Source organism: [Clostridium] symbiosum ATCC 14940, assembly GCF_000466485.1.
Taxonomy (GTDB): Bacteria; Bacillota; Clostridia; order Lachnospirales; family Lachnospiraceae; genus Otoolea; species Otoolea symbiosa.
Map to the genome: position 1 here is coordinate 1 of NZ_KE992982.1, position 8,042 is coordinate 8,042.

The following is an 8,042-nucleotide window of genomic DNA, read 5'->3' on the forward strand; positions in this document are numbered from 1 at the left end:
GTCCCCGCAGCAATTCATTCCGGCCGGATTCCCCATCCACGACAACCTCCCACGGGGACGGAACACTCAGCCATCCCCCTCACCACACCGGACATGGTCCGTTCCGGACGCGTCCTCCTACCTCAGTTAAATCTCCAATTAGGTTTCAGTAATCCCCCGCCTGTTTATTTCGATTACTCTTTTCCGCTCCAGCAATAGGTACACAGCTTGCAGGGGGAAATTCCGATTGATTCAACCAGATCGTCAAGCCTGTGGAATTGAAGCGTAGTGAAATTGAGTCTTTTTCTGATTTCTTCCACCATATCCTTGTAGTTCTGGCTGTCCGGATTAGCATAGTCGGCCAGAATTTCATCAGATACATTATCTCCTTCACGGTCCCGAATAATTCTTCTTGTTATCAGATCCAGATCGGAATTGGAACGGGAGAAATTGAGGTATTTACATCCGAATAAAAGCGGCGGGCAGGCAGGGCGGATATGCACTTCCTTTGCGCCGCTCTGATACAGGAATTCCGTCGTTTCGCTCAACTGTGTGCCGCGTACAATGGAGTCGTCGATGAGAAGGAGGCTCTTGCCGCGGATTAGTGAGTCTACCGGTATCAGTTTCATCCGGGCGATCAGACTTCTCTGGTTCTGGCTGGTCGGCATAAAGGAACGCGGCCAGGTTGGGGTGTACTTAATGAAAGGGCGTGAAAATGGAATGCCGGATTCGTTGGCATAACCGATAGCATGCGCAATACCGGAATCGGGGATACCAGCCACCAGATCGGCCTGGGCATGATCGCGTTTTGCCAGCATACGTCCGCAGTTATAGCGCATTTCCTCGACATTAATACCTTCATAGGAGGATGTCGGATATCCATAATAAACCCAGAGGAAGGAGCAGATTTTCATCTCTTCCCGTGCCGGGCTTAAAATTTCTATCCCTTCCGGTTTCATCAGGACAATCTCGCCCGGGCCAAGTTCACGGTAATCAGTAAAGCCAAGATTAATGTAAGCAAAACTTTCGAAAGAGACACAGAAAGCCCCTTCTTTTCTGCCGATGACGGCTGGGGTACGTCCTTTTCTGTCACGGGAAATGTAAATGCCCTCCGGAGTAAGAAGCAGGATGGTCATGGAGCCTATGATTTTCTCCTGGGCCAGCAGAAGGCCGTCCACGATCGACTCGGCCTGATTGATAATCGCGGCAACCAGCTCGGTCGCATTGATCTTGCCGCCGCTCATTTCCAGAAAATGAATGTGGCCTTTTTCATAGGCTTCCCGAATCAGATCTTCCTGATTGGCAATTTTACCAACCGTCGTGATGGCATAGCTCCCCAGATGTGACTGAATCAGAAGAGGCTGGGGTTCCATGTCGGAAATGCAGGCGATGCCCATATTGCCTTGAAGTTCATCCACGTCGCGTTCGAATTTTGTACGGAACGGAGAGTTCTCGATATTATGAATAGAACGGTTAAAGCCGCCAGGACCATAGACGGCCATACCGCCTCTTCTTGTTCCCAGATGAGAATGGTAATCTACGCCGAAAAACAGATCCATCGTACAGTTTGTCTTAGATGCAACACCGAAAAATCCACCCATTTTTAACTTCCTTTCGATATTTGGTAAGTTCATTTTATATTTATTTTAAGAATAAAAGCGTCATTTTCATCATAGCATATATTAGGGGGATTGGACAATAGACTTTATTTATTAAAAATATTAATAGATAATCACGTTTTTCATGATAATGCCATTTTTACCGGCGAATGGCAGGAAAAATACTTTATTTCCTGCAAACCGGGGTTCCTTTGACCGTAGGCCTGTGATACAATAATATGTAATATAGTAAAGATTTATCTGAGGAGAGAAGATGATTAAATTGAACAGAATGACAAGAAAAAGATGGGCAGCCATGTTGCTGGCAGCGGCTTTTATGATTGCGTCAGCGCCTGCAGCTTATGCGGACGGGCCTTCCGGTCCGGCGTCCGATACAGCGATTGCGGAGAACAGCAGGGAAGAGGCGAAAGGGCCGGGGGCCGGGCCGGAGCAGCAGCCAGCGCAGCCGGAGCAGACAAGCCAGCCGGAACAGCAGCCAGAGCAGCCGGAGCAGACAACCCAGCCGGAGCAGCAGCCGGAGCAGCAGCCGGTACAGCCAGAACAGCCGGCGGAAGGAATGATAGCCAGCGGAGGACGCTACATCGATCCCACCAAACCTATGGTGGCGTTGACATTTGACGATGGTCCTTATGCGCCGGTGGGAAACAGGATTATGGACAGCCTGGAGCAGCATAACGGCAGGGCCACCTTCTTTGTGGTAGGCAGCAGGGTACCGTCTTATCAGGCTGAGATAAAGAGAATGCATAACAATGGCCATGAGATTGGCAACCATACATATGAACATAAATATCTGAATAAGCTGAACGCAGCCCAGATCCGCAGCCAGATTGACCGCTGTAACCAGACCGTGGCCGCAGTGACAGGCGAAGCTCCCGCGCTGGTCAGACTTCCGGGAGGCAATAAAAACAATACGGTTCTGGCTAATATTAACCAGCCGATCATCATGTGGAACATAGACACACTGGACTGGAAGACGAGAAATGCCGCCTCGTCGGTACAGAAAGTGCTGGGGAGCGTAAAGGACGGGGATATTGTTCTGATGCATGAGCTTTATACGGCTTCCGGCGATGCTGCCGTGACACTGATTCCGGCGCTGACCGAACGGGGATATCAATTGGTGACCGTCAGTGAACTGGCCCGGTTCAGAGGCGGACTCAGCATTAAGGGAGTTTATTATAGTTTTCCAAAGTAAAAAAATATATAAGGAATAAGGGAAATAAAGCGTTAAAAGAGAATGGCTGAATTGAGGACAGAGGGAATGTAAACCGCCTGTCCCAATGCAGCCGTTTTTATTGAAGGCGGTGACTTGTGCGCGGAGTGTGCAGGTTATCGTCAAACAGGAAATATACCCGGTTAAATAAACCGCTCCGTGCAGGAGCGCAGAACTGGTTTCTTCCCGGGATATCAGACCGCTGTCTGGCCCTGTTCACGTTAAGGTTCCTTCTGCTGGAAATTTTTACTGCATTCTTTTGATACCATAAACCGTCCTATCGGAATATCCTAAAGTAAAGAATACAGAAAGCAGGGCGTTTTTGTGGATCAGGCAAAAAAATGGATTCACTGCGACGGGGCATACCGTCTGGGCCTGACAGGAAAAGGCGTAGGTGTTGCAGTCCTCGATACGGGAATATTTCCTCACAGGGACTTTGAAAATAGAATCGTCGTATTTAACGATATGCTTAAGAGAAGGTTTCTGCCTTATGACGACAACGGACACGGCACTCATATATCCGGGATAATCGGAGGAAAAGGCATTTCTTCCGATGGGAGATATCAGGGGGTTGCACCGGAGTGCAGCCTGATCAGCGTAAAAGTGCTGGATCAGAAAGGAAATGGCTTTGCCTCCGATGTGCTGTCGGGGCTTAAATGGGTTGAAAGACACAAACAGGAATATGGAATCAGAATTATCAACATATCTGTAGGTTCCTTCAGCAAAAAGGGGATGAGCGAAGATTCAGCGCTGGTAAGGGGAGTTGATGCCGCCTGGGATGCAGGTTTTGTGGTGGTAGTGGCAGCCGGCAACAATGGTCCGGGCCAGCATACCATCACAACACCCGGAATCAGCCGTAAAGTCATTACGGTAGGTTGTTCCGACGATTATAAGGAAGTGGATGTGGCGGGAAGCCGCATGATAGATTACTCTGGCCGGGGGCCCACCAGCGCCTGCGTATGCAAGCCTGATATTGTGGCTCCCGGCTCCAGTATTATAAGCTGTGCCAACAGACAGAACGGTTATACGGTAAAAAGCGGTACATCCATGTCTACGCCTCTGGTCTCAGGGGCGATTGCACTTTTGCTGGAAAAATATCCATGGATGAGTAATAAGGATGTGAAGCTGCATCTCAGGGAGCGGGCGGTGGATTTGGGGCTGCCTCATAACCAGCAGGGCTGGGGCCTTCTAGATGTGGAACGTCTGGTGAGATAAGCGGGAAGCCGCCCCCGCACAAAAGCGGCGTTGACGCCCTGAAGAGAAATTCCGGCCGATAATATCTGAAAGGGCCGGTGCCGCGCAGATAATGAAAGCTTTCTGCGCGGCACCGGCCCTTTTATATTAATTACAGTGACCTGTGCGCTGAGCGTGCAGGTTATCGTATAAGCTTACATAATCTGTCTGCTGTCTTTCAGCATTACATCATGTGCGCCGCCCTCTACAATACTTGTGGAGGATATTAATGTCATTTTTGCATTCTTCTGAAGCTCCGGTATGGTCAGACAGCCGCAGTTACACATAGTGGAACGTACTTTGCTTAAGGAAAGGCCCACATTATCCTTCAGGCTACCGGCATAAGGCACAAGGGAATCCACTCCCTCTTCGAAAGAAAGCTTTGCATCGCCGCCGAGATCATATCTCTGCCAGTTTCTGGCTCTTGCGCTGCCCTCACCCCAATATTCCTTCATATAGCTTCCGTTTATATTTACCTTCTTAGTCGGACTTTCATCAAACCTTGCAAAATATCTGCCCAGCATCAGGAAATCCGCGCCCATTGCAAGGGCCAGCGTGATATGGTAGTCATGGACAATGCCGCCGTCCGAACAAATCGGCACATAAACGCCTGTTTCCCTGTAATACTCATCCCTGGCCTTGGCAACCTCTATCAGGGCCGTAGCCTGTCCGCGGCCGATACCTTTCTGTTCTCTTGTAATACAGATGGCGCCGCCGCCGATACCGACTTTCACAAAGTCGGCGCCTGCTTCGGCAAGGAAACGGAATCCTTCGCTGTCTACGACATTGCCTGCTCCGACTTTCACGGTGTCACCATAATTTTCCCTGACATAGTCGAGAACAATCTTCTGCCATTCGGAAAATCCCTCGGAGCTGTCAATGCAGAGAACGTCGGCGCCTGCTTCTAAGAGGGCGGGGATCCGCTCTGCGTAATCCCTGGTATTAATTCCGGCCCCCACCATATAGCGTTTGGAGGAATCAATGAGTTCATTCTCATTGGTTTTGTGAGAATTGTAATCTTTGCGGAATACCATGGAGACAAGACGCTGCTCTTTGTCGATAATCGGCAGGCTGTTCAGCTTATGCTCCCAGATTATATCATTGGCCTCTTTTAATGTAGTGCTTTCATCGGCACAGATTAAATGCTCGAAGCTGGTCATAAAATCGGCTACCTTTGTATCGAGCGTCATTCTGCTGACCCTGTAGTCCCTGCTTGTAACAATACCGAGAAGCTTGCCCATGGACGTTCCGTCGGAAGTGACGGCTACGGTGGAATGGCCTGTCCTCTCCTTCAGCTCCAGAATATCGGCCAGAGTATTTTCCGGTGTAATATTGGAATCGCTGATGACAAAACCTGCCCTGTAATTTTTAACGCGTGATACCATCTGAGCCTGGCTTTCAATGGACTGCGAACCGAATATAAAGGAAAGACCTCCTTCTCTTGCCAGTGCAATGGCCATGTTGTCATCGGATACGGACTGCATGATAGCGGAGGTCATGGGAATATTTAAACTTAAAGAGGGCTCCTCTCCCTGTGCGTACTTTACCAGCGGAGTTTTCAGGCTGACATTAGCCGGAATGCATTTCGTGGATGAGTATCCCGGAATCAGCAGGTATTCGCCGAAAGTACGGGATGGTTCGTTCATGTAGATTGCCATAATGATTCGTCTCCTTATCTTTTAATTTATTTGAAGTTTGATTCCTGTTTTATCTATTCTAATTATTATACTTAACTGGTTTACCGCCGTCAATGGGGGCCGGTAAATTTTGCTGTAAATGTCTCACGCCTGGCAACAGTTCAGACGGAGACTTTTTTGTCGGAATATATACAAAATACTTTACAAAATGAAGAAAAAACCTTCCGATTCAGTATATTTTCAATAGACTGTACATGCAATCAGAGATATAATAATGACATCTGAAGAGTAAGGATACGAGCGTTAAGTATTGGCCGGACGGGGAGTTGCCGGCTGAGCGAAAAGCCCAGGCTTGCGGTTCGTATTCTGCATCCTGCTTCATACGGCAATGGAACAGAGACTGTGAGGAAACAGCCTTCTTTACTTGCTATATGGGCAAGGTTAAAAGGAGGTATTTTTTATGTCTGCAGAAAGACAAACAGCGAAAACAGGAACGAGATCTTCTTTTGGGAGCATCCAGGTATTGATTATGATGGCTTTGTTTATTGCGCTCAGTATTGTTTTGGGCAAGCAGCTGTCATTTACGGCGGGACCGTTCCGAATCAGTTTCGAAAACCTGACGGTATTGATGGCCGGAATCTTTTTTGGACCACTTGCCGGTCTTACGGTGGGGGCCTGCGCGGATCTTATCGGCTGCCTGCTTGTCGGATACGCGATTAATCCGATTATTACGGCAGGAGCGGCGTCCGTGGGCTTTATTTCCGGACTGGTGTACAAGAACTGTTTCCGTACGAAGCCGAAGCTGAGACTGGCGGCATCCGTGGGCGCAGCCCATGTGATAGGTTCCATGATTATCAAATCCATTGGCCTGCGTATCTATTTCGGATATCCGCTGCAGATGGTGGCGCTGAGAGTGCCGCTGTACATCGTGATCGGCTGTGCGGAAGGATATATCATCTACCTTCTGCTGCGCAATAAAGCTTTTGGCAGACAGCTGGAAAGGATGAAAGACAGATGAAATACGAAGAAGCAGTAACATATATAAAAGAAGGAGTTTCTCCCGGCAGCAGGCCGGGACTTGAGAGGGTGAGCAGGCTGCTTGCCCTTCTTGGCGATCCTCAGAATGAACTGAAGATTATTCACGTGACGGGAACCAACGGGAAAGGCTCCGTCTGTACGATGCTGGAATCCATTCTCGGAGCGGCAGGATATAAGACGGGACTTTTTACCTCTCCCTACATCAGAAAGATGAATGAGTGTATCCGCCTGGATAAACAACCAATCAGTGATGAAAGCTTTTGTGATATTATTAATTTTATCCGCCCTCTGGCGGATGCGATGGAGGACAGGCCGACTGAATTTGAGATTCTCTCTGCGGCAGCCATGAAAGTCTTTCATCAAAAGAAATGCGATGTTGTAATATGTGAGACCGGTATGGGCGCCAGACTTGACGCTACCAATACGATGAAAGAGACTCTGGCTTCCGTAATTGTAAATGTGGAGCTGGATCACATGGGATTTTTGGGCGACACCATAGAAAAGATAGCCTTTGAAAAAGCCGGAGTGATTAAACAGGGCTGTCCCGTTATATTTGGCGGAGCCAGAGAAAATGCAAGGCAGGTTATAGAAGAACAGGCAAAAGCCCGAAAAGCAAAGCTGACAATGGTAGATTATAACGCATTGGAAAATGTACGGACGGATCTGGGGGGATGTACTTTTGATTTCAAGGAGTACAGGGATATCAGACTATCCCTCCCGGGCCTGTACCAGCCATCCAACGGGGCTGTTGCACTGACTGTTATTTCCGTATTGAAGGAAAGGGGACTGGCCATCAGCGGCGATGCAGTCAGGTCGGGTATGCAGTCAGTATCATGGCCGGCCCGATTTGAAACAATTATAAAAGAACCGCTGACAATCTATGACGGGGCGCATAATATGGCAGGAATTACAGTGGCCGTAGACAGTATCCGAACGTATTTTGACGGACAGAAGGTTAATATTTTTATGGGTGTTATGGCGGATAAGGAATATGATGCGATGATCGAGCTGCTGAAACCCTATACGAATGCGGTCTACACCGTTACACCGGCCAACCCCAGAGCGCTTCCGGCAGAACGGCTGGCGGACTGCTTCAGAAAGCACGGCGTCCGGAAAGCCGAAGCATTTGATACGCTTCGGGATGCGGCGGAGTGTGCCTTAAAGAACAGCATGAGAGAGGGAAAACCTCTGATTGCCCTGGGAACTCTCTATATGTATGAAGAGGCGGAACGGATTTTCCGGCAGTGCGCGGCGCAACGATAACCTGCACGCTCCGCAATGCACAGAAACGGTAAAGATTTAGTTAAGCAGGTGAGGACGCCGCCG

At 48.9% G+C, this 8,042-nt stretch carries 6 protein-coding genes and 1 riboswitch; of the genes, 4 read left to right on the forward strand and 2 right to left on the reverse strand.

Annotated elements, in window-relative coordinates:
- Nucleotides 1–173: 173 nt before the first annotated feature.
- Nucleotides 174–1,580 (reverse strand): amidophosphoribosyltransferase, encoded by a 1,407-nt coding sequence (locus CLOSYM_RS16565; RefSeq protein WP_003499047.1) that lies wholly within the window; start codon nt 1,578–1,580, stop codon nt 174–176.
- Nucleotides 1,581–1,851: 271 nt separating this feature from the next.
- On the opposite strand from CLOSYM_RS16565, the gene CLOSYM_RS16570 reads away from it, so the two are divergent.
- Both CLOSYM_RS16570 and CLOSYM_RS16575 read left to right on the forward strand, forming a co-directional pair.
- Nucleotides 1,852–2,790, forward strand: a complete 939-nt coding sequence (locus CLOSYM_RS16570; protein ID WP_081697085.1) for a polysaccharide deacetylase family protein — start codon at nt 1,852–1,854, stop codon at nt 2,788–2,790.
- Between the two features lie 342 nt (nt 2,791–3,132).
- Entirely contained in the window at nt 3,133–4,023 is an 891-nt protein-coding gene (locus CLOSYM_RS16575) for a S8 family peptidase (RefSeq protein WP_021643007.1), read from the forward strand.
- 173 nt (nt 4,024–4,196) lie between these two features.
- On the opposite strand, the gene CLOSYM_RS16580 is transcribed toward CLOSYM_RS16575, so the two are convergent.
- Entirely contained in the window at nt 4,197–5,699 is a 1,503-nt protein-coding gene (locus CLOSYM_RS16580) for an IMP dehydrogenase (protein WP_003499041.1), read from the reverse strand.
- 261 nt (nt 5,700–5,960) lie between these two features.
- A riboswitch (THF riboswitch) is annotated at nt 5,961–6,059 on the forward strand.
- Between the two features lie 79 nt (nt 6,060–6,138).
- Between CLOSYM_RS16580 and CLOSYM_RS16585 the strand changes: the two genes are divergently transcribed.
- Together CLOSYM_RS16585 and CLOSYM_RS16590 are read left to right on the forward strand one after the other, a co-directional pair.
- Nucleotides 6,139–6,696: a folate family ECF transporter S component gene (locus CLOSYM_RS16585; RefSeq protein WP_003508320.1), complete on the forward strand. Its 558-nt coding sequence runs from the start codon at nt 6,139–6,141 to the stop codon at nt 6,694–6,696.
- On the forward strand, nt 6,693–7,979 hold the full coding sequence (locus CLOSYM_RS16590; protein ID WP_021643008.1) for a bifunctional folylpolyglutamate synthase/dihydrofolate synthase: 1,287 nt from the start codon (nt 6,693–6,695) through the stop codon (nt 7,977–7,979). The genes CLOSYM_RS16585 and CLOSYM_RS16590 overlap by 4 nt, the downstream gene beginning before the upstream one ends.
- Nucleotides 7,980–8,042: the final 63 nt, after the last annotated feature.

Bases quoted from the DNA above. Each gene is read 5' to 3' on its own strand.
- CLOSYM_RS16585 (WP_003508320.1), top strand. From the start codon at position 6,139: ATGTCTGCAGAAAGACAAACAGCGAAAACAGGAACGAGATCTTCTTTT.
- CLOSYM_RS16590 (WP_021643008.1), top strand. From the start codon at position 6,693: ATGAAATACGAAGAAGCAGTAACATATATAAAAGAAGGAGTTTCTCCC.
- CLOSYM_RS16570 (WP_081697085.1), top strand. From the start codon at position 1,852: ATGATTAAATTGAACAGAATGACAAGAAAAAGATGGGCAGCCATGTTG.
- CLOSYM_RS16565 (WP_003499047.1), bottom strand. From the start codon at position 1,580: ATGGGTGGATTTTTCGGTGTTGCATCTAAGACAAACTGTACGATGGAT.
- CLOSYM_RS16580 (WP_003499041.1), bottom strand. From the start codon at position 5,699: ATGGCAATCTACATGAACGAACCATCCCGTACTTTCGGCGAATACCTG.